This is a genomic window from Micromonospora sp. NPDC093244 (assembly GCF_040683695.1).
Taxonomy (GTDB): domain Bacteria; phylum Actinomycetota; class Actinomycetes; order Mycobacteriales; family Micromonosporaceae; genus Micromonospora.
On sequence record NZ_JBFBEO010000003.1, the window covers coordinates 221,816 to 245,483 of the forward strand.

Genomic DNA, 23,668 nt, shown 5'->3' on the forward strand with positions numbered 1-23,668 from the left:
ATCCGGCTACCCGGCGCGCAACCGGGCGAAACGCGTTTGCCTCGCCCGGGCCCGGGCATCCAGCGCCGCATGTACACGGTTGCGCAGCTGGTGGGCGGGGTGTGGGGTGCGGGCGGCGACGGCGGTGAGCTGGTCGTGCACGACCCGGCGGACGGTTCGCCGGTCAGCGCGGCGCCGGTGGCCACCGCCGACGAGGTCGGCAAGGCGGCACAGGCGGCGCGCGGCGCGGCGGACCAGTGGGCGGCGACCGCGCCGGCCGCGCGGGCGGCGGCGCTGCACCGCGCCGCGGACGCGGTGGCGGCGGCCACCGACGAGCTGGCGGCGGCGGTCACGGCGGAGATGGGCAAACCCCTGGCGGACGCCCGCGGCGGCGTCGAGGCGGGCATCGGCACCCTGCGACAGTACGCGGAGCTGGCCCCGCTGCGCGGCGGACGGACGCTCAACGGCGCACAGGACGCGCTTGACTTCATGACCCCGCAGCCGCGCGGCGTGGTGGCCGCGATCACCCCGTGGAACGACCCGGTGGCGGTCTCCTGCGGGCTGCTCGGCGCGGCCCTGGTCACCGGCAACGTGGTGCTCTACAAGCCCAGCGAACGGACGCCGGCGACGGGTTGGCTGCTGGCGCGGGCGCTGGACGAGGCGCTGCCGGCCGGGGTGCTGTCGCTGCTCACCGGCGGGCCGCAGGTCGGTGCGGCGCTGGCCGCCCAGGAGGTCGACGTGGTGGCGCACGTGGGTTCCACGGCGACCGGGCGGGCCATCGCCGCGGCGGCGGCCCGCACCGGCGCGAAGGTGCTGCTGGAGAACGGTGGCAGCGACCCGCTCGTCGTCGACGCGGGCGTGGACCCGGAGTGGGCGGCGGAGCAGGCGGCGCTCGGCGCGTTCGCCAACGCCGGGCAGATCTGCGTCGCGGTGGAGCGGATCTACGTGCACCGGGACGTGGCCGAGGACTTCGTGGCGGCGCTGGTACGACGGGCGGGCGCGCTGCGGACCGGGCCGGGGCGGGACCCGGCCACCCAACTCGGTCCACTTGTCGACAGGCGGCACCGGGATCACGTGCACGGGCAGGTCGCGGCGGCCGTGGCGGCGGGTGCGCGGGTCCGCGTCGGTGGTGAGGTGCCGGACGGGCCGGGGGCGTTCTACCCGGCCACTGTGGTCACCGACTGCCGGCACGACATGCCGGTGGTGCGGGAGGAGACGTTCGGGCCGGTCGCCCCTGTGGTGGTCGTCGACTCGTACGAGGAGGCGCTGCGCTGTGCGGCGGACTCCCCGTACGGGCTGGCCGCCACTGTGCTCACCGCCTCGATGACCCACGCGCAGCGGGCGTGGCGGGAGCTGCCGGTGGGGACGGTGAAGGTCAACTCGGTGTTCGGCGGGGCACCGGGCGGCGCCGCGCATCCACGTCGCGCCAGCGGGCAGGGCTTCGGGTACGGCCCGGAGCTGCTCGACGAGTTCACCGCGACGAAGGCGGTGCACATCGAGGCGCCGGCCGGCGGGCACTGGTGACGAGGCACGGGCGGACGCGACGGTGCCGCGTCCGCCCGTGCGTACCGTCGTCGGTGTTCAGTCGCCGCGGGCCTTGCGGGTGGCGCGGTCGTTCGCCTTCTCGATGGCCTTGACCAGCTCCGGCTTGGTCATGCTGGACCGGCCGGGTACGTCCAGCTTGCGGGCCACCGACATCAGGTGGTCCTTGGTGGCGTTGGCGTCCACCCCGCCGGCGGTGGGCGCGCGGCGTTCCGGCCCACCGCCGGCCGCCTGCGCGTCGCTCGGGCCCTTGCGGCCCTTGGGCTCCCAGTGGTCGCCCACCTTCTCGAACTCGTGCTTCACCGCGGCGAAGGCGGTGCGGTGCGACCGCTCCCCCTCGCCGTAGGTCTCCACCGCCGAGTCGTGCGTCTTCTCCCAGGTGCGCTGCGCCTTGTCCGGGGAGCGTCGCAGCGTGCTGGGCATGTCCTCGCGCCCGGGCATCTCGTCCTCCTCCGTGTTGGTCAGATTCCCCTGTCGTTCCCCGGACACCCGCGGGCAAACAGCCTGGCGGGTTTGTCGATTTCCCGGCGCGGGTACCGGCCGGGCCAGGCCCGACCGGACGACCGGTCGTCCGGCGGCCGGGCGCACATGGGAGCGGGCATGACGACCACGGAGTCGGGTACGACGCTCGGCGGCACCTCCGGCGCACGGCTGCCCCGGCGGGTGCGCCAGTTGAACTGGCGGACCTGGCGTGGCGTGCTGGTCCGCAGCGTGCGGAACTTCGTCACCGACAACTGCTCGGACTGGGCCGCCGCGTTGACGTACTACGGCGTCCTGGCGCTCTTCCCGTCGGCAATCGTGGTGGTGGCCCTGGTCGGCCTGGTGTCCTCCGGTGAGCGGACCGTGGACACTGTGGTCGACCTCGCCAACCAGGTGGGCGCCGGGTCGGTGCTCACCGACGACGAGGGTGGCGTGGTCGGGGTGATCCGGTCGGTGGTGGTCGAACAGAGCAATCCCAAGCTGCTGCTGAGTTTCGGTCTGCTCGGCGCGCTGTGGTCGGCGTCGGGCTTCATCGGGGCGTTCACCCGGGCCTCCAACGCCATCTACGGGGTGACCGAGGGTCGGGCGGTGTGGAAGCTGCGGCCGTTGCAGATCGGTCTGGCCGCGATCACGCTTGTGCTCCTCGCGGTGGTCGCCCTCGGGCTGATCGTCAGTGGTCCGGTCACCGACGCGGTAGGCGACCTGGTCAACGCCGGCGGCCTGGCCCGCAGGGTGTGGAGCGTGGCGAAGTGGCCCGTCCTCGCCATGATCATGATGGTGCTGCTGTCGCTGCTGTTCTGGATCGCCCCGAACGTGCGCCAGCCCCGGTTCCGCTGGCTCACCCCGGGCGGCGCGGTGGCGCTCGTCTCCTGGGCGCTCGTCTCCTTCGGGTTCGGTCTGTACGTGGCCAACTTCGCCTCGTACGACGCCACGTACGGCAGCCTCGGCGCGGCCATCGCGTTCCTCGTCTGGCTCTACCTGTCGAACTCGGCGCTGATGCTGGGCGTGCAGATCAACGCCGAGGTGCAGCGCGGGCGGCAGTTGCAGGCCGGCGACCCGGACCCGGAGGAACCGGTGCTGCCGCCCCGCAAGCCCGCCGACGACTGAGCCGCCCTGGCCCCGGATGTCCGGTCCGGGGGCCGGTTCGTCATCGGGTGCCGGTTTACCGGCCCCGGTGCCGGGTAGCGCAGAAGGCATGGAGCGTGGCAACAGCAAGCACGGACCGAGGATCGACGAGCAGATGAGCCAGGAGGTCAGCGGCCTCGTACAGGGGCCGGGGACCGGGGGCTCTCGGGTCGACGAGTCGCGGGTGCCGGAGCCGGCGGGCGAGGACCAGCCGGAGACGACCACCGCCCCGGCCGGCGACCTGCGCACCGGCACCCCACAGGGGATGAGTTCCGCTGATGTCGAGCAGCGCAGCCGGCTCGGCCGGTTCATCTCGATGAGCGCTCTGCCGGGCGACCGCCTCGTCCTCATCGCCAGCGCGCGCGAGAACGAGGCGCCGGACGACATCCTGGCGGCCCTGGAGCGGTTGCCCGAGGGCACCGAGTACCAGACCGTCTCCGAGGTGTGGGCCGCGCTCGGCCACAAGAACGAGACCACCCGCTGGTGAGCCGGATCGCCCCCGATCCGAGCGCTCAGCGGCCGAAGGAGGTTCCCAGATGAGTGGCGTTACCGAACACGTCGATGTTGCCGTACCCGTCCGCACCGCCTACGACCAGTGGACGCAGTTCGAGGAGTTCCCCCAGTTCATGGAGGGTGTGCAGGAGGTTCGGCAGCTCTCCGACACGATGACCCACTGGACTGTGGACATCGCCGGGGTGAAGCGGGAGTTCGACGCCGAGATCACCGAGCAGCTGCCCGACGAGCGGGTGGCCTGGCGTTCCACGGGCGGCACGCAGCAGGCCGGTGTGGTGACCTTCCACCGCCTGGACGAGGACAAGACCCGGGTCACCCTCCAGCTCGAGTTCGAGCCGCACGGGGTGGTCGAGCAGGCCGGTGACAAGCTCGGCATCGTCGACCGGCGGGCCAAGGGCGACCTGGAGCGGTTCAAGACCTTCATCGAGCGGCGCGGTCAGGAGACCGGCGCCTGGCGCGGGTCGGTGGACCGCCCGCAGCCGTGATCCCCAGTACCACCCACGCGATGGCCGCCGGAGTTCCCGGCGGCCATCGCCCTGTCCGAGCCCGCCCGCGCGGCGCCGTTTGCGATCATCGCGCCGGGGTACGGCTGAGGACATGACCGACGACAACATCAGGGTGTGGCGGGACGAGGAACGGCTCCCACTTGAGGAGTTGGAACGCGCCGTGTCGGGCTCCAGCCTCGACGGGCAGGCCGACGACGTGACAGGAAACGACGCCGGTGAGGAGGCCGCGTTCGGGCACGGGCCGGCGGCGGCCGACCGCGCCGGGCAGGCCCGGGGCGCCGGCCGGGAGCCGACCGACCCGGAGCGCGCCTACCGCCCCTCCACCACCGGCCGGACCGGACCGGACAACGGCTGAGCCGACTCGGGCCCCGGGTGGCCGACCGGCCGCGCGGGCCGGCGGGCGCCCAGCTCGTACAGCACGAACAGCGCCACCGCGAGCACCACCAGGGCCGGCCCGAGGACCTGCACCGACAGGGCGTCGATCAGGACGCCGAGCCCACCGGGGACGAGCGCGGCACCCAGCCCGGCGGCGCCGATCTGCAGGCCGATGGCGCGGTCCGCGTGGGCCGCGCCGACCCGGTCGGCGGTGGTGAGGGTGAGCAGCGGGAACACCGGAGCGGCGGCGAAGCCGACCACGACCAGGCCGACGACGGCCAGGGCCGCCGACCCGGGTACGGCGATCAGCGCCGCACCGACGACCATCCCGGCCAGGCTGGCGCGCAGCACGAGCCGCGTGCCCAGCCGCTCGGCGACCACTCCCTGCACCACCCGGCCCACGAAGAGACTCCCCCAGTACGCGGACACGCAGCCGCCGGCCGCAGCAGCGCTGAGACCGCGCCCCTCGGTGAGCAGCAGGAACGCCCACAGGCCGGCGGACACCTCGATGGCCACGTACAGCGCGAAACCGACAGTTCCCGACCAGACCGCAGGCAGGCGCAGCGTGGCGCGTACCGGCACGCGCACCGCCGGAGTGGTCGGTGCCGGCGCGGCGCTCGGATCGGTGGGGGCGCGGCGCCAGGCGCGCACGGTGAGCGCGAACGCGGTGGCGAGGGCGAGCTGGGCGGCGGCCACGATGCCGTACCCCCAGCGCCAGGCCAGCCCGGCGCTCAACGCACCGGTCATGATCAGCGGACCGATCGCCACGCCCAGGCCGAAGAACGCGTGCATCCAGTTCATGTGTCGCGGGCCGAACGCCCCGGCGGCGTACGCGTTGAGCCCGGAGTCGATCGCGCCGGAGCCCAGCCCGAGCAGCAGCGCGCAGACGACGATCACGGCGAGCCCCGGGCTCACCGTGTAGCCGGTCAGCGCCAGGCTGGCCAGCAGGGTGCTGCCGGCGAGCAGCGCGCCCACCCCGACCCGGGCGAGCGTGAACCCGGCCAGCACGCTTGAGGTCAGGTAGCCGACGGTGCCGGCGGTGAGCAGCAGCCCGACGGCCTTTGTCGGCACCTCGAAGTCCGCCCGGATCGAGGGCCAGCCGACGCCGAGCAGGCCGTCGGGCAGGCCGAGACTGACGAACGCGAGGTAGGCCAGCAGCAGCAGGGACGCGCGGGGCGCGGGTGCGGTGGACACGGAACAGCATCCTGCCGCAGGCGCACCTTACCGGCACCGCCGGCCACGGACCTCCCACGGCAAGAACTGGTGTCCGGACGGTCGAGAAAACGGACAGCTCATCCAGAATCGGCCGATCGGAGGACGGCAAGCCGGCTTATTCGCGTAAGAATTTCGGAATGCATCAAGGCTCCGGAATCCTCTCCACGCGTCAGCGCCGGCTCGCCTGGCTCGGCTTCCTGCTCGCCGCGCTCCAGGCGCCGGTCTCGGCCCGACTCGTCTCCGACGACTCCTGGCTGTTCAGCCTCTGCGTCGCGCTGATGGTGGCCACCGTGATCATCGCTGACGACGCGGCGCGGCGTCGGCCCGCCGGCGCGACAGGGGACTAGCCGCCGCTGGTGGGCCGGGCCTCGTGCCCCGGCCTGCCCGGGCTGCGGCGGCGCTCCTTCATCTCGGCCTCGTAGAGGTGCCGCCGCCCACCCACCAACTCGTCCCGGGCCTGCTGGTCCAGCTCCCGGAACAGCGCGTGGTAGCCGTCGTCGAAGTCCTCGACGATCTGGAACGTCCACCGTCCGGCGATGACATTGCGACCCACCAGCTCGGTGGCGATCCGGTCGGCGAGCCGCTGGTGCCCGGCCGCGCGGAACTGCTCCACGGCGTCGTCGAGCATCAGGTCGGCGTGCCCGATCAGCTGGTGCAGCGAGTACAGGTGCCCCCGGGCTCTCTCCACGCACTCCATCGCCTCGCTGAGCTTGCCCAGGGCGGCGACCGTCTCGTCGCTCACCCCGTCCGGCCGGCGGTGCCGCTCGTCCGGCGCGTCCGCTCGCTGTCCCATGGGTGCCTCCGTGCTCTGGTGTGTGCCGTGGTTCTCCTGCTGCCCCGTCTGTGCCGGATCAACCCTCGCGGCCAGCCCGGGTCGTCCAGTGGCGTGGCCGACACCCGCCGAGCGGCCGAGGCCGGTCCGCTCACCTGTCGGTTAGCCTCGGTCACCATGCGTGTGCCGTTCACCCGGGTCGCCTCCCGTACCGCCGTCGACTCGGCGCGGTCCACCCTGGCCGCCCTCACCGTCTCCGTGGGCACCGTCGGGCTCGCTGCCGCCGCCACCCGCCCCGGGCTGCTCGCCCTCGTCGACCAGCACGCCGCGGCCGTACGGGACAGCCTCGACGGCGACCGGCAGCCCCTGACGGCCGCGTCCCTCGCCGGCTACGCCGAGGGCCTGCGCGAAGCGGCCCTGGAGCACGGGTGGACCCCGCCACACGGCCCGGTGGACTGGAGCGAACCGGAGTGGCCGCTCGCCCGACTGCTCGCCGTCTGCGCGCTGGCCCGTTCACTCGACGGGGCCTGAGCCGCGCGGAAGAGGGTGCCCACGCGGACGCGCGAACACCCTCTTCCCGGTACGACCCGGCCGCTACGGGCGGTACTGCTGGGCCTCGTCGACCCGGGGAATGGCCTGGGTGCGGTCGCCGCCGCGGTCGGCCATCTGCCGCTCCATGTCGCTGCGCCCGGCCGCCGTGGCCTGACGCTGCTGCTGCACCGCCCGCGCCTCCCGCGCGGCCCGGTCCAGCCAGCCGTCCCAGCGCTTCTGCATCGGCTTCACCAGACCACCGCCGACACCGACGATCAGGATGCCGGCCACCGTGGCGAGCACCGCGATCAGCACCGGAGTGGTAACCGTGGTGGCGATGCCCACCTGGTTCAGCGCGGCGATCACGCCGAGGGCGATGATGAAGATCGCCGTCAGGTCGGCCAGGACCTTGCCGTACGAGAGCCCGCCCAGCGCCCCGGTGACCAGATCCCGGACGGCGTTGGCGATCGCCGCAGCCACCACCACGATGACGATCGCGATGAAGGCCCGCGGCAGCCAGGCCACCACGCCGCTGATCAGGTCACTGATCGCGTTGGGACCCCAGACTCCGAACGCGAACTGCAGCGTGAACAGCAGTACCGCGTAGTACGCCAGTCTGGCCAGAATGTCGCTGGCGTCGTACTTCGTTCTCTCCAGGGCCCGTTTGATGCCTCCGCGTTCGACCGCTTCGTCGAAGTGCACCCGTTCTAGCACCGTATCGACGATCTTGAGGACGGCTCTGGCGATGAGCCAGCCGACCACGAGGATGACGATGAAGGCCACTGCCTTCGGGATGAAGAGCAGCACCGACCTCCAGGTGTCGGCGATGGCATCGCCGATGTCGGCCTGCCGGACCGCGAGGGTTTTCAGCATGACGTCCCTCCTGTCGCATGGACTGCGCCGGGCGCATACCCGGCCGGGGGTGCGGCAGTCCGCGCGGCTCGCGGAGTTTTTTCCGACAAGCCGGCGGAGAAGTATCCTGAACTGGCCGAACAGCCACCACGGCGGCGCCCACGACGACCCGCCGCCATGATCGGATGTCGTTTTCGCGGGGCCGGATAGGCTGCGGACATGCCAGGAACGGTCGGGCGAGTCCCCACGCCAGCAACTCCGGTCCCCGGCGCATCCACCGGAGCGGGGGCGGACGCGGGCGTCCTCGCCCACGACTGGGCCAGCACCCCGCTGGGCCCACCCGAGGCGTGGGATCCGTCGGTCCGGGCCGTGATCGAGCTGATCCTCGCCTCGCCGATGCCGATGGCACTGGCGTACGGCGACGATCTCGTGCTGCTCTACAACGCCGGGTACGCCGAACTGCTGGGCAGCAGACACCCCGACGCCCTGGGCCGCCCGGCCGCCGAGGTGTACGCGGAGGTCTGGGCGCTGCCCGGCGTCGGTGAGGTGATCGAGCGGACCTACCGGCAGGGCGTGTCGTTCCTGGAGAAGGAGTCGACGGTCCCCCTGGTGCGCGAGCACGCCGCAGTGGCGGAGCAGGCGGTCTTCACCAGGGGTTACTCGCCGGTGCGCGACAGCGCCGGGCGGATCGTCGGCATGTTGACGGTGGCCGCCGAGACCACCCACGTCACCGAGCAGTTGCAGAGCCTCAGCGAGGTGGCAGCCGCGCTCGCCGGCACGCTCACCCTCGACGACGTGGCCCGGGTGGCGCTGCGGCACACGATAAACGCCTTCGACGCCGACCAGGTGGCGTTCGCGGTGGACGAGGGCGGCGGCGGTTGGCGGACGGTGCGCCGGGTGCGCGGCGAGCTGATGGACGAGGCCGACGAGCGCCTCCCGCCGCTGTGGCGGCGCGTACCGGCGGACTGGTCGGCCCCCGTGGTGCGGGTGGCGCGGGCCGGTGACCCCTCGTTCCTGCGTGACGGGCAGCCGCTGCGCGAGACCGCTGTCGACCGCCACGATCAGAAGATCCGGTCGATGGCGGCCCTGCCGCTGGGCACCTCCGTGGTGCGCGGCGGGCTGGCGGTCGGCTTCCAGGCGACACACGCCTGGTCGGCCGCCGAGCGGGCGTTGCTCGCCGCGTCCTGCGAGCTGATCGGCCAGGCGGCGGAGCGGGCGCGTCGCTTCGAGACCCAGCACGGCACCGCCCAGTTGCTGCAACGCAGCATGTTGCCGGCGCACCTGCCGGACCTGCCCCGGCTGCGGATCGCGGCCCGCTACGACCCGGGGGTGGACGGCAACGCCGCGGGCGGGGACTTCTACGACGCGTTCCTGCTGCCCACCGGCGATCTCGGCGTGGTGCTCGGCGACGTGGCCGGGCACGACGTGCAGGCGGCGGCGCGGATGGGACAGGTCCGCGCGGCACTGCGGGCGCTGGCCCTGGCCGACCCGGCCCCGGACGCGGTGCTGGCCGGACTGGACCGGCTGGTGACCAGCCTCGGCGCGGAGGCCGGCACCGACGAACTGTTCGTCACAGTGGTGTTCGGCGTCGTCGACGCGGACCGTCGGCAGGTCACCCTCGCCAGCGCCGGTCATCCGGCCCCGCTGATCCGCCGCAGCGACCCGGACGGCCGTTCCCGCGCCGAGTACGTGGACCTGCCGGCCGGCCCTCCGCTGGGGCTCGGCGGCCGGCCGGTCACCGCCACCGTGCCGCTCCGTCCCGGCGACACCCTGCTGCTCTTCAGCGACGGTGTGGTGGAGCGCCGTCGGCAGAGTCTCACCGCCGGACTGGACTCCCTCGTCGACGCCGTCGCGAAGGCCGCCAGCAGTGATCCGCGCGCGCTGTGCGCGGTGGCCACCGCCGCCGTGCCCGGTGGCACCGAGGACGACGTGGCAGTCCTCGCGGTCGAGCACGCGCTCAAGCCGAGCCGTTCGGCGAGCATGGAGGTGCCGGCGGAGCCGACCGCGCCGAGTCGGGTACGGCACTGGATGACCGGCCAGCTCACCGAGTGGCAGGTGCCCGAGTCGGTGATCGGCGCGGCGGTGCTCTGCACGAGCGAGTTGACCACCAACGCCCTCCTGCACGCGGGCACCGCCGCCCGGGTGGAGATCGACCTCAGCCCGGAGCGGCTGCTGGTCTCGGTCGCCGACACCGGTACCCGGGGCACCGTGACCCGTACCCGCACCGACACGTTGAGCAGTCGGGGCCGTGGTCTCGGGCTGATCGAGCAGCTCAGCGACGCCTGGGGCACGGATCCGACGGTCCGCGGCTCCACGGTGTGGTTCGAGATCCTCGTTCCGGCCGTGGAGCGCCGCTGACGGAGCGGGCGCCCGCACGAATCAGCCGACCGCCCAGCGGGTAGGGGGATGCGCATGGCCACTGACCGACTCGCGGGCGTCCTCTTCGACGTCGACGGCACCCTCGTCGACACCACCTATCTGCACACCGTGTCCTGGTGGGAGGCGCTGCGCCAGACCGACCAGCCGGTGCCGATGGCGACAGTGCACCGGTCCATCGGGATGGGCGCGGACAAGCTCCTCGATCATCTGCTCGGCCCGGAGCGGGACCGCGACGCCGACCAGAAACTGCGCGACGCGCACGACACCCTGTACGCCGAGTACTGGGAACGCCTCACGCCACTGCCCCGGGCGGCTGACCTGCTGCGCGCCTGCGCCGAGCGGGGCCTGCGGGTGGTGCTGGCGACAAGCGCGTCGGAGCACGAGGTCGGCGCGCTACGCCGGGCGCTGGGCGCCGACGACGTCGTGGACACCGTCACCTCCTCGGCCGACGCGGAGCAGAGCAAGCCGGCCCCGGACATCCTGGTGGCCGCGCTGGAGCAGTCCGGACTGGACGCCGAGCGGGTGGTCTTCGTCGGCGACTCGGTGTGGGACGTCGCGGCGGCCGGCAAGCTCGACATCCCGTGTGTGGGCCTGACCTGCGGCGGCACCAGCCGCGGAGAGTTGGCCGGCGCCGGGGCGGTGGCGGTGTACGACGACCCGGCTGCCCTGCTCGCCGAGCTGTCCACCTCTCCCCTGACCCGCGCGAGGTGAAGTCCACTCGGGTTGGTCGGGCCGCGTACGCATAGCCGGAGTTCCGCCGGGGCATGGTCACCACCTGCCCGCAACCAGTGGGCGCGGGCGGAAGGTGGCATGGTGGAGCCGGTAGACGTGGCGTTCGCTCTGGTGGGTCTGGGTGCTCTGCTCGCAGGGATCCTGCCCCGGGTGCTGGAGCACCGTCCACTGTCCATGCCCATCGCCTTTCTGGGCCTCGGCATGCTTGTCTTCCTGCTGCCGGTGGGTCTGCCCACACCGGACCCGCTGGCCCATCCGGCGCTGGCCACCCACCTCACCGAGATCGGGGTGATCGTCGCCCTGATGGGCGCCGGGCTCAAGATCGACCGCCCGTTGAGCTGGGCCCGCTGGTCGTCGACCTGGCGGCTGCTGGCCATCGCGATGCCGCTGTGCATCGCGGCAGTCGCGTTGCTCGGCTGGTGGTGGGCGGGCCTGGTTCCGGCGGCGGCGCTGCTGCTGGGCGCTGCGCTGGCCCCGACCGACCCGGTGCTCGCCGCCGACGTGCAGGTCGGTGAACCGACCGATGTCGAGGACTCCGAGGACGAGGTCCGCTTCGCACTGACCTCCGAGGCCGGCCTCAACGACGGGTTGGCGTTCCCGTTCGTCTACGCGGCGATCGCCATCGCCTCGACGAGTCTCGCCCCGGGCGACTGGCTGGCGGAGTGGTTCACAGTGGACGTGCTGTGGAAGGTGTCCGTCGGTGTCGGCGGCGGCCTGCTCATCGGCTGGCTGCTCGGCAAGCTCTTCTTCCGGGCGCCCAGCAAGCTGCGGCTGGCCCGGCACGCCGAGGGTTTCCTCGCGTTGGCCGCCACGTTCCTGGCGTACGGCCTGGTCGAGGTGGTCGGCGGGTACGGCTTCCTCGCGGTGTTCGTGGCTGCCCGGGCGATCCGGGCGGCGGAGCGGACCCACGAGTTCCACGCGGTGCTGCACGACTTCGCCGAACAGATCGAACGACTGCTCACGCTTGTGCTGCTGCTCCTGCTCGGCGGCGCGATCGTGGGCGGGCTGCTCGCCCCGTTGACGTGGCAGGCGGCCACGGTCGGGTTGGCGCTGGTGTTCCTGATCCGGCCGCTGACGGGCTGGCTGTCGCTGCGCGGGGCTCCGGGACGTCCCGCCGAGCACTGGGTGATCTCGTTGTTCGGCATCCGCGGGGTGGGCTCGTTCTACTACCTCGCGTACGCCACCACGAAGGCCGACTTTCCGCAGGCGGAACTGCTGTGGGCCACGGTCGGGCTGGTGGTGCTCGTGTCGGTGGTGGTGCACGGCATCACGGCGACCCCGGTCATGCAGCTGCTGGACCGCGAGGGCGAACGGACGTCCGACCCCGCCGAACGGGACTCCTCCGCCCAGCCCGTCGCCGCCGCCGGACACGGCTGAGCGGGCGACGACCCCTCAGGCGAGGCGGGCGGCCAGCGCCCGGCCGAGGTCCCGTCCGGAACGCCAGGCGGTCTGCACCCGGGGCTTGCCGAAGGCGTCACCGGCCAGGCCGATCCCGTCGGCGTCCAGGTGGAAGGTCTGGCCGTCGGTACCGCCGGTTGGGGCCGCGTACGTCCACCTGTGCACGTGCACGTCGGTGGCCTGCTCGGGCAGCCCCAGCAGGTCCCGTACGGCCTGCGCGATCGCCGGCCCGGCCCCGGTGGGCTGGGCGAGGTGACCGCTGGCGAACGCGGGAACCGTGTGCGCGACAAGCACCGGCGCGTCGTCGCCGCGCCGGTCGCCGTCGTCGCAGACGAGGCTGAGCACCGGGTGGTCGTTGACGAACGCGCCGCCGAAGTCGGGCCAGCGGCGGCTCGGGAAGCGCAGCACGGCGGCGAGCGCCGGTGACCAGCTCTGCGCCTGCACGGCCCGGGTGGCGTCGGCGAGGGCCGGGGCGAGCAGCAGCGCGGCCTGCGGGCCGGGCATGGCCAGGACGACTGCCGCGCACGGCTCGCCGTCCACGACCGGCCCGGGATCGACGCCAAGCACCAGCCGGTCGACTGTCACCGGCAGCGGGGCGGCCAGGTCCTCGACGAGCGAGCGGAGCCCGCGCGGCGCGGCGAAGCGCATCGGCCCGGGCACATTGTGGCGCCCCTGCCTGTCGTACGCCTGGAAGGTGTCGGTCCACTCCCGGACCAGACCGGCGGAGCGCCACCGCTCGACGACGACTGCGAAGTCCGGGTCGCTGACGGTGAAGTACGCGGCACCGATGTCGGCGGGGCGCCCGTCGAAGCGTTTGCTGGCCATCCGGCCGCCGCAGACGTGCCCCCGCTCGCGCAGCCGCACCGGCACGCCCGCACGTGTCAGCTCCACCGCGCAGGCCACTCCGGCGATGCCCGCTCCCACGACCGTCACGCTCATCGGCTGATCGTAGGCGGCGGCGGGTGGGCATGAACCACCGATGATCGGGGTACTGGCACACCTGTTCGAAGAAAGGGTGATGACGATGACGGACCGCAGCAACGAACAGGCCGACCCGCGCGGCGCGATCAAGGACCCGGACGAGTGGGTCACCGGCGACGAGCCGCCCACGGCCGCGCAGGAGTCCTACCTGAAGACGCTCGCCCGGGAGGCCGACGAGGATCTTCCTGACGACCTCACCAAGGCCGAGGCGTCCAAGCGGATCGACGAGCTCCAGGCCGAGACCGGCCGGGGCCGGTAGTCCCTCCCCCGCCCCGGCGATCGTGCGCCCGCTGTCGCGCCGGACCGGCCGACAGGGCACGGAACGGCAGCGAGCGCACGGTCGCCGGGGTGTGTCAGGGGCGGGGCAGGCGGTGCAGGCGCACGCCGGTCAGGCGGCCGTCGGTGATCTCGGCTTCCAGGTAGGTGGCGTGCGGTTGGGAGCGGCGGTCGGTGGGTGAGCCGGGGTTGAGCAGGCGCAGGCCGCCAGGCGCCTCGGTGTCCCAGGGGATGTGCGAGTGCCCGAACACGAGCAGGTCGACGTCGGGGTAACGCGCCGCGCACCGCTGTTCGCGTCCGGTCCGGGGCCCGGTCTCGTGCACCACGGCGACCCGCAGGCCGTCGAGGTCCACCCGGGCGACCTCGGGCAGCCGGGCGCGCAGCGCCGGGCCGTCGTTGTTGCCGTACACGCCGATCAGCCGCCGCGACCGTGCGAGCATCGCGTCGAGCAGCGCCTCGTCGACCCAGTCACCGGCGTGCACCACCACGTCCGCCGCCTCGATCGCCGTCCACAGCGTCTCGGGCAGGTCCCGGGCCCGCTTCGGTACGTGGGTGTCCGCCGTGAGCACCAGCCGCATGCGGACATTGTCCCCCGCACCCCCGCCGACCGCCCGACGACGCGGGCGATCCCGCGAGAGCACTGGTCACTGACGCACCGGGCTGAAGTGCGCCGGGGGCATGCCGAGCCCCCGCGCCACCGGGTCCCGCTCGACGTCGGTCAACACACCGGCGGCGTTGATCAGACCGATGTGCGAGAACGCCTGAGGAAAGTTGCCCAGCTGCTCCCCGGTCAGCACGTCGATCTGCTCGGCGAACAGGCCGAGGTCGTTGACCCGCCCCGCCAACACACCGAACAGCTCGTGTGCCCGGTCCCGCTCGCCGGCCAGCGCCAGGCAGCACACCAGCCAGAACGAGCAGATGAGGAACCCGGCCGGGTCGCCGTCCCAGCGCCGCAGCAGCCCGTCGTGCGACAGCCCCTGCTCCACGGCGCGGATCGTCGAACGCATCCGTGGGTCGTCGGCCCGCAGGAAACCCACCAACGGCATCACGAGCACCGACGCGTCGAGTTCTTCTGACTCGAAACTCCCGGTGAACGACTGGAGCCGCTCGCTCCAGCCCCGCTCAAGGATCTCCGCGCGCACCTCGTCGCGGGCAGCCGCCCAGCGGGCCACGTCCTGCGGCCCGCCGAGCCGGTCACCGAAGCGGACCGCCCGGTCCAGCGCCACCCAGCACTGCACCTTCGAGGACACGTGGTGGTGTTGGACGCCGCGCTCCTCCCACATCCCCGCGTCGGGCAGCATCCAGACCCGTACGGCCTGGTCGGCGAGCACCCGCAGGACGTGCTGCACCTCCGGGTCCATCGGCTCCAGCTTGTCGCGCATCAACCAGGCGGCGTCCATCGCCTCGCCGAAGATGTCGGTCTGCCGCTGCTGCCAGGCGTTGTTGCCGATCATCACCGGTGGGCTGTCGCGGTAGCCGCCGAGCTGCTCCAGGCGGTGCTCGGTGAGGTCCCGCTCGCCGAGCACCCCGTACATGATCGGCACCGGCTCGTCATCGACCCGACCCATCGCCCGACCCAACCAGGCGAACTGCCGCTGCACCTCCTCGACGCACGCCGACCGCCACAGCGCCCGCAGCGTGAGACTGAAGTCGCGTACCCACACGTAGCGGTAGTCGTAGTTGCGTTCCCCACCGACCTCCTCCGGCAGCGAGGTGGTCACCGAGGCCACCACCGCCCCGCTCGGCCCGTACGTCATGCCCTGCACCACGAGCCGGCTGCGCCGCACCTGCTCCGGGTAGAGGCCCTGGTAGTCGTGCTGCTCGGCCCAGGACCGCCAGCCGGCGACGGTGTCGGCGATGGTCTGGTCGGCGTCCGGCACCTCGGGCAGGGGCGAGTCGTAGGTCGGGGCGTACCCGAGGGAGAAGTTGCGCGTCTCACCGGCGCGGACGGTGAACGACGCGGTGGCCTCGCCGTCGCCGCTGCTCAACCGCACGTCGCTGCGCAGCGTGAGCCGGGCGGCCCCGGCGATGGCCTCCAGCATGTCGTCCCGCTCGACCAGGTACGCGATGGCGCGCCCGTACTCGAAGCGGGGTCGGTAGAGCACCCGCATCGGCACCGCGCCGGACAGCCCTCGAAGGCTGCGGACCAGGACCTGCGGCGAGTGCGCTCCGATCTCGTGACCGCGCGCGCCGGGCTCGAAGGCGAGCGCGTCGGTGAGCGCGACCTCCCCCTGCGCGGTGCGGAACACGGTGCGCAGCACAAGCGTGTCGTCGAGGTAGCGGCGCTGCACGGTGAAGTCGACGGCCGGCTGGATCGCCCAGTGCCCGGCACCGTCGTCGAGCAGTCGACCGAACACCGACGGGGCGTCGAACCGGCCCGGGCACCACCAGTTGATCGAGCCCGAGGAGTCCACGAGCGCCGCGCTGCGGCCGTCGGCGAGGAACCCGTAGTCGCTGATCTGTCCGCTCTCCACCCGACTGGCTACCCGAGCGGTCCGCGCGCATTCCCCTGACCCAACGGCAGTCGGCCGGGCGGTGGGCGTTACCGCTCGGCATCGGCGGGAACCCGGGACGCTGACCGAGGGAGGATGCTCATGACGTCAGCTTCGGGTCCGGCCGCCAACTGGCGGCCCGGCACACAGGGTGGCGACCTGCTTCCAACCGGACCGGCCGGTCGCCTGGCGCCACCGGCAGGTGACGGGAACGGTCCGCAGACCGGCCCGCCGACCGTCACGATCGGCTCGTATCCGGACTATCCGTCCGCGCAGCGGGTGGTGGACCATCTCGCCGACAACCGCTTCCCGGTGGAGCACAGTGCCATCATCGGCACCAACCTCACCCTTGTGGAGACGGTGCTGGGGCGGATGACCACCGGACGGGCGGCTCTGCTCGGCGCCGGAACCGGCGCCTGGTTCGGGCTGTTCATCGGCCTGTTGTTCGGCATCTTCACGGTCGGCAACTGGCTGGCGGTGATCCTGGTCGGCCTGGTCATCGGTGCGATCTGGGGCGCCGTGTTCGGCGCTGTCGCGCACGCGATGACTGGTGGGCGGCGGGACTTCACCTCCGCCAGTTCGCTGCGTGCCGGCCAGTACGCGGTGACCGTCGACGCGCAGCTCGCGGACCAGGCCCGGCAGCTGCTGGGTCGGATGGGGATGGGCAACCGCCCCGCCAACGCCTGAGTGGTCACGGTCCGACCGGCCGTCCCGGCCCCACGCCGGGGCGGCCGTCAGCCGTGGTACGCCAGTTCGCCGGCCCGCAGTGGCACGTCGACGCGGTTCTCCGGCGGCGCGAGCGGGCAGGCCCAACGGTCGTCGTACGCGCAGCTCGGGTTGTAGAGGTAGTTGGCGTCGAGGCGGACCCGGTCACCGGGCAGCAGCTCGACGCCCCGGCCGAAGGTGCCCTTCACGGTGTCGGTGAGGTAGCGCCCACCGCCGTAGGTCTCGGGGCCGCACGTGGCGTCGCGCAGCGGCACGAACAGTCCACCCCCGTACGCCTCGATCCACCAGAGGGTCAGCGGCCCCCACGGCGTCTCGGCCACCGCGATCCGGCGGTACGCGACGACGCCGTCCGGCCCGCCGGTGTCGACCCGAAGCTCTCCGCTTGCCGGCCGCAGCGGCGCCTCGACCACGGCATCGGGGTTGGGCGGGTAGTAGCGCACTCCGGAGAACCCCTGACGCTCCGCGGCCGGGATCGGGCTCTGCGGGTGGGTGGCGAAGAGGTCGTCGCGGCCGGCACGGAAGCCGGCCAGGTCGACGTCGGAGAGGTAGAGCCGGGCCACCCGCTCGCGCCAGTCGGCCAGTTCCAGATCGTCCACGCCCCGAGCCTATGCCGGCCAGTTGCTCAGGACGGCGTCCAGGGCGTCCAGGGTGCGCGCCCAGGACTCGTCGGTGCTGCGCGGGGTGTGCCGGAATCCCCCGGTCTTCTCCAGGCTCACGAATCCGTGGAAGGTGCTGTGCATCATCCGTACCGCGTCGGTCTGGTCCGGCTCGGCCAGGCGGTATCCGCGCAGGATGGCCCGGGTCATCTCCGCGTGCCGGACGCCGGCGCTGGCGGCCGCCGTCTCGGGGTCGAGGTCGATCTGCATGGCGGCGTACCGGCCCGGGTGTTCCATCGCGTAGGCGCGGTACGCGTTGGCGAAGGCCACCAGGGCGTCCTTGCCGGCGCGGCCGGCAAGCGCCGAGGCCACCCGGTCGGCCAGTTCGGAGAGCGCCAGCAGGGCCACCCGCACCCGCAGGTCGTGGGCGTTACGGATGTGGAAGTACAGGCTCGCGTCCTTGACGCCGAACTGGCGGGCGAGCGCGGCGACAGTGACGTTCTCCATGCCGATCTCGTCGGCCAGCTCCGCCGCGGCCAGGGTCAGCCGCTCGGCGGTCACCCCCGCACGTGCCATCCGCCACACTCCTCTAGTTTTTTGCCTAGGGCGACTAGGCTGGACCCTATGTTAGTCCCCACCGAGTCTGCCATCCGCGCCTCCTTCGTCAACACGACCCAGGGCGAGGCGAAGCGACTGGCCGTACCGAACGATCTCGAGTTCCGCCCCTGGGACGACCTCGACTTCCTCGGCTGGCGGGACCCGTCCGCGCCACAGCGGGCCTACCTCGTCACCGAGGCCGACAACGGACTGGTCGGCGTGGCGTTGCGCGTCGCGCCCCAGCAGACCGGGCGGGTCCGGCGCAGCATGTGCTCGCTCTGCCTGACCACGCACACAGGTGACGGCGTCTCGCTGATGACCGCCCGCAAGGCCGGACCCGACGGGCGGCAGGGCAACTCCGTGGGCGCGTACATCTGCTCCGACCTGGCCTGCTCGCTCTACCTGCGGGGCAAGAAGCACGCCGGGCCCCGCGTCTACGAGACCCTGACCGTGCCGGAGAAGATCGAGCGGACGAGGAGCCACCTCAGCGCGTTCCTGCGCAGGATCACCGAGTGACGGTTCGCTGATCAGCGGTCGGTGGCCAGGCGGGCGTGCAGGTGCTCGTCGTAGCGGCGCCCGTCGCCGTACTGGTACGACTCGCGCAGTGTGCCCTCGGCGGCGTAGCCGGCCCGGTCGGCGACCCGGCAGGACGCCGGGTTGGCCACCGCGTGACACAGCTCCACGCGGTGCAGCCGCAGGTCGGTGAACGCCCACTCGGTGAGCCGGACGACGGCGCGGGCCGCCACCCCGCGTCCGCGCGCCGACGGCATCGTCCAGTACCCGATCGACGCGTCGCCGTGGTGGATGTGGTGCAGGGACACCGAGCCCAGCAGGTCACCGCCGTCCGCCGCGGTGACCGCCAGGGAGGCGTGGTCACCGGCGGACCAGTCGGCCCGGCGACGCACCCAGAGCAGCGCGTACTCGTCGTCGACCGGGCCCGCGGACTGCGGGTTCCACTGGGCGATGGCCGGGTCGCGCAGGGCGCCACGGACGGCGGGGGCGTCCGCGTCGCGCCAGGGGCGCAGCAGCAGGTCGGCGGCGGCGAGTTCCACGTGTTCCACGAGGGCGGAGTCTGGCACATGGCCGGACCGGGCCGCCGCCCGATTTCCGTCCACGTCCTTCAAACCTGCACGACTTCCTCCCGCCGAGCGTGCCCTGTGACCCAGACGACGGTCAGGGGCGGTACTTAAATTTTGAAAGAGTGCTACCGTCGGGGGCGTGACAGAGAGCCTGGACAGCACCCGAGAGGCGGCCTGGCGCGCCTACATCGAGGCCAGCCAGCGTCTCTACACCCAGCTGGAAGAGGACCTACGTGTCGACAGCGGCCTGAGCTTCGCCGACTACCACGTGCTCGTCGTGCTCTCCGAGGCGCCGGGCCAACGGCTGCGCATGGGCGAGCTGGCCAGCCGACTGATCTTCTCGCCGAGCCGACTGACGTACCAGATCACCTCCATGCAGCGTCGCGGCCTCGTCAGCAAGGAGCCCTGCCCGGACGACCGACGCGGCAGCGAGGCGGTCCTCACCGCCGCCGGGCTGCTCACCCTGTCCGAGGCCGCACCCCACCATCTGGCGTCGGTGCGTACCCACCTGATGGACGACCTCGACGACGACGAGGTCGCCTGCCTCACCCGGGTCTTCGGCCGGCTCGGCGACCGCCTGCGGGCGGCCTGCCCCGCGCCGACCACCCACGCCACCAGTTAGGAGCCCCGCGATGCCCGCCATCACCGTCGACGACGTTCTCGTCCTGCCCCGCCTCCCGCGCCTCGACGAGACCACCAGATTCCGCCCGGTCCGCACGGTCACCACGGCCCCCAGCGGGTTCGAGGGCGAGGGCTTCCCCGTCCGCCGGGCCTTCGCCGGGGTCTCGACCACCGACCTGGACCCGTTCATCCACCTCGACCAGATGGGTGAGGTGGACTACGCGCCGGGCGAGCCGAAGGGCACCCCGTGGCATCCCCACCGCGGCTTCGAGACCGTGACGTACATCATCGACGGCGTCTTCGACCACCAGGACTCGCAGGGCGGCGGCGGCACCATCACCGACGGGGACACCCAGTGGATGACGGCCGGCAGCGGCCTGCTCCACATCGAGGCCCCGCCGGAGCACCTGGTGATGAGCGGCGGCCTGTTCCACGGCACCCAGCTCTGGGTCAACCTGCCCCGCTCGGCCAAGATGAACCCGCCCCGCTACCAGGACATCCGGGGTCGGGAGTCGGCGCTGCTCACCACCGGGGACGGCGGCGCGCTGATCCGGGTCATCGCCGGTGAGATCGCCGGGCACCGCGGTCCGGGGTCGACCTTCACGCCGATCACCATCACCCACGTCACCGTCCAGCCGGGCGCGCAGGTCGACCTGCCCTGGCAGCCGGAGTTCAACGCCCTGGTCTACGTGCTCGGCGGCCGTGGCACCGTCGGCACGGACCGTCGGCCGGTGCGGACCGGTCAGCTCGCGGTGCACGGCGCGGGCGACGCGCTGCGGTTCAGCGCGGACACCGCGCAGGACAGCAACACCCCGGCGCTGGACCTCTACATCATGGGCGGCCAGCCGATCCGGGAGCCCGTGGCGCAGTACGGCCCGTTCGTGATGAACACCCGGGACGAGCTGCTCCAGGCGTTCGAGGACTTCAAGGCCGGCCGGCTCGGCGTGATCCCGACCGGGCGGCTGCCGCACACCGGCGGGCAGGGCGCCCGGCCCTGACCCTCGCGACCGGCTGAGACCGGCGCCGGCGCCCCTGTGTCACCGGGGCGCCGGCGCCGCCTCACGAGACCGCGAATATCCCAGCGACACCGAGAATCACCATCACCAACACCGCTACCAGCGCACCCCGTTCGCTCTCCACCGCCGGCTCGCGGTACTCGGTCACGGGATTCGTCGTCTCGCGGGGCATAGTGCGGCCTCCTCGTTGGTGTCACATCGTCGTCGATGGCGTTGGCCAGGTCACCGGTGCGCCCGGCCGGGGTGCGAACCCGCGCCGCGGGTCCTACCGTGAGGACGTTGTCGACCTCCGGGGGGCTGGACGGTGCCGTTGCAGGACTGGTTCCTCACCGCGCGGGAACGGGCCAACCCGGTCTCTGGGTTACCCGTCTGGACCAGCGGAAACCTCGCCGAGCCGTTGATTCACGGCGCGGCGTACTTCGACCGGCTGGTCGACGAGGTGCAGGCGCTTACCGCCGGTGACCACCTGTTCTTCACGGACTGGCGGGGCGACCCGGACCAGCGGCTGCGACCGGACGGCCCTACCGTCGCCCAGCTCTTCGCCCAGGCCGCGCAGCGCGGCGTGGTGGTCAAGGGGCTGATCTGGCGCTCCCACCTCGACGTGCTCGCCTACAGCGAGGCGGAGAACCGCAACCTCAGCGAGGCCGTCTCCGCGGCCGGCGGCGAGGTGCTGCTCGACCAGCGGGTCCGCCGCGGCGGCTCACACCACCAGAAGCTCGTGGTGCTGCGGCACCCGAACGCCCCGGAGCGGGACATCGCGTTCGCCGGCGGGATCGACCTGTGCCACAGCCGCCGCGACGACGCCGCCCACCACGGCGACCCACAGCCGGTGCAGATGTCGCCCCGGTACGGTCCCCACCCGCCCTGGCACGACGTGCAGCTCGCGGTACGCGGCCCGGTGGTCGGCGCCCTGGACACCGTGTTCCGGGAACGCTGGACCGACCCGATGCCACTGGACTCGGAGAACCCGATGGCGTACCTGCGGGACCGGCTGCGCGGCGCCGACCTCACGCCCGACCCGCTGCCCGAGCAGCCCGCCGACCCGCCCGCCTGCGGACCGCACCACATCCAGGTGCTGCGGACCTATCCCGCCGTCCGGCCCCGCTACTCGTTCGCGCCGGACGGGGAACGGACCGTCGCCCGGGGCTACACCAAGGCGGTCCACCGGGCACGCCAGCTCATCTACCTGGAGGACCAGTACCTCTGGTCGACAGAGGTCGCGGACCTTTTCGCGCGGGCGCTCCGGGACAACCCCGAGCTGCACCTGGTCGCCGTCGTACCCCGGCACCCGGACGTGGACGGCCGGCTGGCGCTGCCGCCGAACATGGTCGGCCGGGAGCAGGCGCTGTCGCTGTGCGAGCGGGCCGCACCGGACCGGGTGCACGTGTTCGACGTGGAGAACCACGCCGGCGAGCCGGTCTACGTGCACGCCAAGGTCTGCGTGATCGACGACGTCTGGGCCAGCGTCGGCAGCGACAACTTCAACCGCCGGTCCTGGACGCACGACAGTGAGCTGTCCTGCGCCGTGCTCGACGACACCCGCGACGAGCGGGAGCCCACCGACCCGGCCGGGCGGGGCGACGGGGCGCGGGTCTTCGCCCGGGACCTGCGACTGCGGCTCTGGCGCGAGCACCTGGACCGCGACCCGGACGGCCGGGACGACGCCGACCTGCTCGACCCCGCCGACGCCGTCGCGGCGATCACGGCCGCCGCCGACGCCCTGCAACAGTGGTACGACGACGGCCAGGTGGGTGAACGCCCACCCGGGCGGCTGCGCCCGCACCGACCCGAGCGGCTGCCGTGGTACACCCGCGCCTGGGCGCTGCCGGCGTACCGGTTGGTCTACGACCCGGACGGCAGGCCGCTGCGGGCCAGACTGGCGGGCACCTGGTGAACCGTCCGGACCGGCTCCGGCATGCCGGTCGAGCCGGGATGCACGGTAAGCCCCCCGGGGTACGCGAACGAGGAGCGCGGGGAGAAGTAGCCGAAGCCGATGGTCAGCGGGTTGTCCGGTCGTAGCGCGTACAGCGGGTGCCCGGGCTGGAGAAACTCCACCGATTCGATCTCGAACGGCGCGACCGGCTCGGCCACGAACGGGTAGACCGAGCTGAGGAGCTGACCGTCGCGCCTGGTGAAGTAGCGGTGGTGCCCGCTGCTGATCACATGCCCGGTCTCCCCCACCCGGCAGCGGGCCCGGACCAGCGGCACACCGTCGATCTCGGTCTCGGAGCACAGATCCTCGCCGTCGACCTCGATGTGGGTGCGACCGGCGAACGTCGGGGCGCCACGGGCGGCGGCGTACTCCCGCACGAGTCGGCTGGAGGCCACGTAGTGGGTCCACCAGCCGCCCGGGTTGAGCCCTCCGGGCGCGTCCACGCCGGCCAGCGACACACCGAGGTACGTGAGCGAGTACGCGCCGAAGCCGGAGGTCTGCGTCTCGTCGTCGACGACGTACTGGTTGAGGAACACCTGACGGTCGGCGCGGGGGCGCAGCCCCGCCGGTACCAGGGCGGCCACCGCGTCCGGATCCGCCGGCAGCCAGCTGAAGTAGAGCGTGCGACTGTTCACGACGAGCTGGGGAGCGGCTGGATCGAGCATGGTGCCTCCGAACCGGGTGTGTACAGCGACGCTACGGCCGGTCCCACCGGCGGGACAAGGACGGATAGGCGACACACCTGGCCCGTTGTCGGATTTCCTGTTGACCGTCCGGTGGTCGGGGTTGACCGATCGGCTCGACGCCTGTCGGGCGACCGGGTGGCCGGAAACAGGTAAGAGACCTCACACTCCCCCGGACTTCCGCCCGACTTGGGTGTTTCGTGATTGAAAATCACATAAGTACATCAGCCTTTCGGCTGGATTTCGGCGAGACGATCAGGCTAAGGTGA

General features: G+C 72.7%; 28 protein-coding genes. 16 read left to right on the forward strand and 12 right to left on the reverse strand.

What is annotated here, in order from left to right:
• The first annotated feature begins 69 nt into the window (after positions 1 to 69).
• On the forward strand, positions 70 to 1,503 hold the full coding sequence (locus AB0N27_RS19620) for an aldehyde dehydrogenase family protein (protein ID WP_364371428.1): 1,434 nt from the start codon (positions 70 to 72) through the stop codon (positions 1,501 to 1,503).
• A 57-nt stretch (positions 1,504 to 1,560) separates the two neighbouring features.
• On the opposite strand, the gene AB0N27_RS19625 is transcribed toward AB0N27_RS19620, so the two are convergent.
• Positions 1,561 to 1,962, reverse strand: a complete 402-nt coding sequence (locus AB0N27_RS19625; RefSeq protein ID WP_364371431.1) for a ChaB family protein — start codon at positions 1,960 to 1,962, stop codon at positions 1,561 to 1,563.
• Positions 1,963 to 2,121: 159 nt separating this feature from the next.
• Here AB0N27_RS19625 and AB0N27_RS19630 point away from each other — a divergent pair, with 159 nt between their 5' ends.
• From AB0N27_RS19630 to AB0N27_RS19645, 4 genes are all read left to right on the forward strand, one after another.
• Entirely contained in the window at positions 2,122 to 3,108 is a 987-nt protein-coding gene (locus AB0N27_RS19630) for a YihY/virulence factor BrkB family protein (RefSeq protein ID WP_364371434.1), read from the forward strand.
• Positions 3,109 to 3,196: 88 nt separating this feature from the next.
• Complete coding sequence (locus AB0N27_RS19635) at positions 3,197 to 3,613, forward strand: DUF2795 domain-containing protein (RefSeq protein WP_354819322.1); 417 nt, start codon at positions 3,197 to 3,199, stop codon at positions 3,611 to 3,613.
• Between the two features lie 49 nt (positions 3,614 to 3,662).
• On the forward strand, positions 3,663 to 4,124 hold the full coding sequence (locus tag AB0N27_RS19640; protein WP_088947319.1) for an SRPBCC family protein: 462 nt from the start codon (positions 3,663 to 3,665) through the stop codon (positions 4,122 to 4,124).
• 112 nt (positions 4,125 to 4,236) lie between these two features.
• A complete protein-coding gene (locus AB0N27_RS19645; RefSeq protein WP_364371439.1) occupies positions 4,237 to 4,500 on the forward strand; it encodes a hypothetical protein in 264 nt (87 codons plus the stop codon).
• On the opposite strand, the gene AB0N27_RS19650 is transcribed toward AB0N27_RS19645, so the two are convergent.
• Positions 4,455 to 5,714 carry an MFS transporter gene (locus tag AB0N27_RS19650; protein ID WP_364371442.1) on the reverse strand — a complete coding sequence of 420 codons (1,260 nt, stop codon included), beginning with the start codon at positions 5,712 to 5,714 and terminating at the stop codon, positions 4,455 to 4,457. The two genes, AB0N27_RS19645 and AB0N27_RS19650, sit on opposite strands and share 46 nt — an antisense overlap.
• 158 nt (positions 5,715 to 5,872) lie before the next feature.
• Here AB0N27_RS19650 and AB0N27_RS19655 point away from each other — a divergent pair, with 158 nt between their 5' ends.
• Positions 5,873 to 6,082 carry a hypothetical protein gene (locus AB0N27_RS19655; RefSeq protein WP_364371445.1) on the forward strand — a complete coding sequence of 70 codons (210 nt, stop codon included), beginning with the start codon at positions 5,873 to 5,875 and terminating at the stop codon, positions 6,080 to 6,082.
• Here the strand turns inward: AB0N27_RS19655 and AB0N27_RS19660 are convergent.
• Positions 6,079 to 6,528 carry a hypothetical protein gene (locus AB0N27_RS19660; RefSeq protein ID WP_364371447.1) on the reverse strand — a complete coding sequence of 150 codons (450 nt, stop codon included), beginning with the start codon at positions 6,526 to 6,528 and terminating at the stop codon, positions 6,079 to 6,081. The two genes, AB0N27_RS19655 and AB0N27_RS19660, sit on opposite strands and share 4 nt — an antisense overlap.
• A 156-nt stretch (positions 6,529 to 6,684) precedes the next feature.
• Between AB0N27_RS19660 and AB0N27_RS19665 the strand changes: the two genes are divergently transcribed.
• The gene (locus tag AB0N27_RS19665; RefSeq protein ID WP_364371450.1) at positions 6,685 to 7,038 is read left to right on the forward strand and encodes a DUF6401 family natural product biosynthesis protein; all 354 of its coding nucleotides are present in this window, start codon (positions 6,685 to 6,687) and stop codon (positions 7,036 to 7,038) included.
• 63 nt (positions 7,039 to 7,101) lie between these two features.
• Here the strand turns inward: AB0N27_RS19665 and AB0N27_RS19670 are convergent, their stop codons facing one another.
• Positions 7,102 to 7,911 carry a hypothetical protein gene (locus tag AB0N27_RS19670; RefSeq protein WP_364371453.1) on the reverse strand — a complete coding sequence of 270 codons (810 nt, stop codon included), beginning with the start codon at positions 7,909 to 7,911 and terminating at the stop codon, positions 7,102 to 7,104.
• 198 nt (positions 7,912 to 8,109) lie between these two features.
• Here AB0N27_RS19670 and AB0N27_RS19675 point away from each other — a divergent pair, with 198 nt between their 5' ends.
• The 3 genes from AB0N27_RS19675 (at position 8,110) to AB0N27_RS19685 (ending at position 12,378) form a co-directional block, all read left to right on the forward strand.
• Complete coding sequence (locus AB0N27_RS19675; RefSeq protein WP_364371456.1) at positions 8,110 to 10,248, forward strand: SpoIIE family protein phosphatase; 2,139 nt, start codon at positions 8,110 to 8,112, stop codon at positions 10,246 to 10,248.
• Positions 10,249 to 10,302: 54 nt separating this feature from the next.
• Positions 10,303 to 10,980 carry an HAD family hydrolase gene (locus AB0N27_RS19680; RefSeq protein WP_364371458.1) on the forward strand — a complete coding sequence of 226 codons (678 nt, stop codon included), beginning with the start codon at positions 10,303 to 10,305 and terminating at the stop codon, positions 10,978 to 10,980.
• Between the two features lie 102 nt (positions 10,981 to 11,082).
• Complete coding sequence (locus AB0N27_RS19685; protein ID WP_364372122.1) at positions 11,083 to 12,378, forward strand: cation:proton antiporter; 1,296 nt, start codon at positions 11,083 to 11,085, stop codon at positions 12,376 to 12,378.
• A gap of 15 nt (positions 12,379 to 12,393) precedes the next feature.
• Here AB0N27_RS19685 and AB0N27_RS19690 read toward each other — a convergent pair whose 3' ends face one another.
• A complete protein-coding gene (locus AB0N27_RS19690) occupies positions 12,394 to 13,332 on the reverse strand; it encodes an FAD-dependent oxidoreductase (RefSeq protein WP_364372125.1) in 939 nt (312 codons plus the stop codon).
• Between the two features lie 91 nt (positions 13,333 to 13,423).
• Here AB0N27_RS19690 and AB0N27_RS19695 point away from each other — a divergent pair, with 91 nt between their 5' ends.
• Complete coding sequence (locus AB0N27_RS19695) at positions 13,424 to 13,639, forward strand: DUF3072 domain-containing protein (protein WP_364371461.1); 216 nt, start codon at positions 13,424 to 13,426, stop codon at positions 13,637 to 13,639.
• 94 nt (positions 13,640 to 13,733) lie between these two features.
• Here AB0N27_RS19695 and AB0N27_RS19700 read toward each other — a convergent pair whose 3' ends face one another.
• Positions 13,734 to 14,234, reverse strand: a complete 501-nt coding sequence (locus AB0N27_RS19700; protein WP_364371464.1) for a metallophosphoesterase — start codon at positions 14,232 to 14,234, stop codon at positions 13,734 to 13,736.
• A gap of 66 nt (positions 14,235 to 14,300) precedes the next feature.
• On the reverse strand, positions 14,301 to 16,130 hold the full coding sequence (locus AB0N27_RS19705; protein ID WP_364371467.1) for a glycoside hydrolase family 15 protein: 1,830 nt from the start codon (positions 16,128 to 16,130) through the stop codon (positions 14,301 to 14,303).
• A 120-nt stretch (positions 16,131 to 16,250) separates the two neighbouring features.
• On the opposite strand from AB0N27_RS19705, the gene AB0N27_RS19710 reads away from it, so the two are divergent.
• Positions 16,251 to 16,835, forward strand: coding sequence for a general stress protein (locus AB0N27_RS19710; protein WP_364371470.1), 585 nt, complete (start codon positions 16,251 to 16,253; stop codon positions 16,833 to 16,835).
• A 47-nt stretch (positions 16,836 to 16,882) separates the two neighbouring features.
• Here the strand turns inward: AB0N27_RS19710 and AB0N27_RS19715 are convergent, their stop codons facing one another.
• Both AB0N27_RS19715 and AB0N27_RS19720 read right to left on the reverse strand, forming a co-directional pair.
• Positions 16,883 to 17,470, reverse strand: a complete 588-nt coding sequence (locus AB0N27_RS19715) for a DUF1684 domain-containing protein (RefSeq protein ID WP_364371472.1) — start codon at positions 17,468 to 17,470, stop codon at positions 16,883 to 16,885.
• Between the two features lie 9 nt (positions 17,471 to 17,479).
• Positions 17,480 to 18,046 carry a WHG domain-containing protein gene (locus tag AB0N27_RS19720; protein WP_364371475.1) on the reverse strand — a complete coding sequence of 189 codons (567 nt, stop codon included), beginning with the start codon at positions 18,044 to 18,046 and terminating at the stop codon, positions 17,480 to 17,482.
• A 48-nt stretch (positions 18,047 to 18,094) separates the two neighbouring features.
• Here AB0N27_RS19720 and AB0N27_RS19725 point away from each other — a divergent pair, with 48 nt between their 5' ends.
• On the forward strand, positions 18,095 to 18,583 hold the full coding sequence (locus AB0N27_RS19725) for an FBP domain-containing protein (RefSeq protein ID WP_364371478.1): 489 nt from the start codon (positions 18,095 to 18,097) through the stop codon (positions 18,581 to 18,583).
• Between the two features lie 11 nt (positions 18,584 to 18,594).
• Here the strand turns inward: AB0N27_RS19725 and AB0N27_RS19730 are convergent, their stop codons facing one another.
• Positions 18,595 to 19,128, reverse strand: a complete 534-nt coding sequence (locus AB0N27_RS19730; RefSeq protein WP_364371481.1) for a GNAT family N-acetyltransferase — start codon at positions 19,126 to 19,128, stop codon at positions 18,595 to 18,597.
• A 157-nt stretch (positions 19,129 to 19,285) separates the two neighbouring features.
• Here AB0N27_RS19730 and AB0N27_RS19735 point away from each other — a divergent pair, with 157 nt between their 5' ends.
• Together AB0N27_RS19735 and AB0N27_RS19740 are read left to right on the forward strand one after the other, a co-directional pair.
• The gene (locus AB0N27_RS19735) at positions 19,286 to 19,768 is read left to right on the forward strand and encodes a MarR family transcriptional regulator (RefSeq protein WP_364371484.1); all 483 of its coding nucleotides are present in this window, start codon (positions 19,286 to 19,288) and stop codon (positions 19,766 to 19,768) included.
• Between the two features lie 10 nt (positions 19,769 to 19,778).
• Complete coding sequence (locus tag AB0N27_RS19740) at positions 19,779 to 20,765, forward strand: pirin family protein (protein ID WP_364371487.1); 987 nt, start codon at positions 19,779 to 19,781, stop codon at positions 20,763 to 20,765.
• 61 nt (positions 20,766 to 20,826) lie between these two features.
• On the opposite strand, the gene AB0N27_RS19745 is transcribed toward AB0N27_RS19740, so the two are convergent.
• Positions 20,827 to 20,955, reverse strand: a complete 129-nt coding sequence (locus tag AB0N27_RS19745; RefSeq protein ID WP_255421212.1) for a hypothetical protein — start codon at positions 20,953 to 20,955, stop codon at positions 20,827 to 20,829.
• 132 nt (positions 20,956 to 21,087) lie between these two features.
• Here AB0N27_RS19745 and AB0N27_RS19750 point away from each other — a divergent pair, with 132 nt between their 5' ends.
• Positions 21,088 to 22,677: a phospholipase D-like domain-containing protein gene (locus AB0N27_RS19750; protein WP_364371491.1), complete on the forward strand. Its 1,590-nt coding sequence runs from the start codon at positions 21,088 to 21,090 to the stop codon at positions 22,675 to 22,677.
• Here the strand turns inward: AB0N27_RS19750 and AB0N27_RS19755 are convergent.
• Positions 22,626 to 23,381: a hypothetical protein gene (locus tag AB0N27_RS19755; protein ID WP_364371494.1), complete on the reverse strand. Its 756-nt coding sequence runs from the start codon at positions 23,379 to 23,381 to the stop codon at positions 22,626 to 22,628. The genes AB0N27_RS19750 and AB0N27_RS19755 overlap by 52 nt on opposite strands.
• Between the last annotated feature and the right edge of the window lie 287 nt (positions 23,382 to 23,668).